We start from the raw sequence: 1,718 nt of genomic DNA, 5'->3' as shown, positions 1-1,718 counted from the left end.
ATTACTATTTTTATTATCTATAGAACATAAAGGAGTAAAGGAATTTTGTATGTTTTTGTAGTAGGGGTAGAGAGAGTTATTGGAAAGATTAAATGCTTGTTGAGTTTTATTTGCACTGAAATAAAGAATTTTTTGCGTTGGTTTTTTGATTAAAGAAACCACAGCGCCTGGTCCAACTATACTCCCAATATAATATAACGGTTGTTTTTGAAAATCTTGTTTTAAGAATTGAAATGCTTGCTTTCTAATTTGATCATTTGAGATTATAAGTTTAATGGCTTTATAAAAGACTTCGGCTTGTTCAATAGCTTCATCTTGTTTTGTGTTGTCATCTAAAATTATATTTTCAACTCCAATAATTTTTATTACAAAATGTCCAAATTCTAAAGCCGTCATAACTGTAGAGTCAAATATACCATTTACTAAATCATCAATATGTTGCAAAATATTCTTATTGTTAGACATTTTATTAGTCCTTTATTTTATTTAAATAGATAAAATATACTAAAATAATTTTATAAAATAAATAAAAAACTATTGAAAAAATAATTTTTAAATTTGTATTTAAATGAAAGAATTCTAACAAATCCATAAAATAATTCCACAATATAAACAAAATTAAAATATCATTAAAAATGCTATATAAAAAAATAAATAATGAATTTGCTTTATATTTGGCTTTACATTTTTTACAAACTAGTTCTTTACCAAAGCCCAATAAAAATACATTTGATGCATTTTGTAATTTATTGATTTTTGTTTTACAAACTTCACATTCTTTATAAATAGACATTTATTTTTCCTATATAATTTAAAAATTATCTTTAAAATTTAAATTATCTTCCGCATGCATTTAATCTTCCTTTAGCAAAATTTATGAAATAATTATATCTTTTTGCTTCATATATTGTTGGGTATATCATTTCTTGAATTTCGGTTTTTAGTTTTGTTTTATATAATAAATTCATTTTTTTATAAGAATTAATCATATTTTCTAATAACTGTTCTTTTTGAGGTATAGAACACATAAAGTTTTTATCTAGGCTTGAAGCAAATGGGATTAAATTAAAAAGAAAATAATCAGCATTAAAGGCTATTTTCATAAATGCATAAGTGTCAGGCAATGCATCTATTTTGTTAATAAAAATGATATATCTATCCATAATGCTTATAAAATTATTCATTTCGTTTAAATTGGTAGTGCTATTAGAAGCAAGATAAAAATAATTAAGATTAGTTTCACTTTTTCTTCCAAATATACTTACTTTATTTCTAAGAGCTACCAAATAAGCATTGTCTAAACCTAAAATTTGCATAAATTTAAAATCTTTTTTAAAATTATGCATATAATTTAATAATTCTTTTTGATTAAGTTTTAATTCTTGATTTAAGTTTTGTTCTACAAAAACTTTTTTAAATTCTTCTTCGTTGCTCCAGAATAATTTAGATGTCTCTTTTCTAATTTGATTTTCTTTTTCATAATAATACTTATCCCAAAAGATAAGCTCTAAAGGGCGATAAGCTAAGCTTATAAAGATAACAAAAGCTATAAGTAAACCACAAGGTATATAAAATCTTTTAAGTTTATAAAAAGGTTTTTTCATTTATATTCCTTGATATTTTAAAAATAGTTTTTGTGTCTTTTTCTGTTTCGTTTAAGGTTTTATTTTGAGTGTTAAGTTCTATCTCATTCATTTGTGCATTCTTTTAGTTTAGAT

Annotated in this window: 1 protein-coding gene and 1 pseudogene; both read right to left on the bottom strand. The window is 22.5% G+C overall.

Going from position 1 to position 1,718, the window contains the following annotated elements:
* A pseudogene (locus tag ELQ12_RS09545) lies at positions 1-465 on the bottom strand (hypothetical protein); the annotation flags it as partial.
* Positions 466-836: 371 nt separating this feature from the next.
* A complete protein-coding gene (locus ELQ12_RS09540) occupies positions 837-1,604 on the bottom strand; it encodes a hypothetical protein (RefSeq protein ID WP_126230705.1) in 768 nt (255 codons plus the stop codon).
* Positions 1,605-1,718: the final 114 nt, after the last annotated feature.

The sequence above is a fragment of the Campylobacter sp. US25a genome (assembly GCF_004379075.1).
Taxonomy (GTDB): domain Bacteria; phylum Campylobacterota; class Campylobacteria; order Campylobacterales; family Campylobacteraceae; genus Campylobacter_D; species Campylobacter_D jejuni.
The sequence above is the reverse complement of the archived record's forward strand: the minus strand, read 5'-3'. Positions and strand labels throughout refer to the sequence as shown.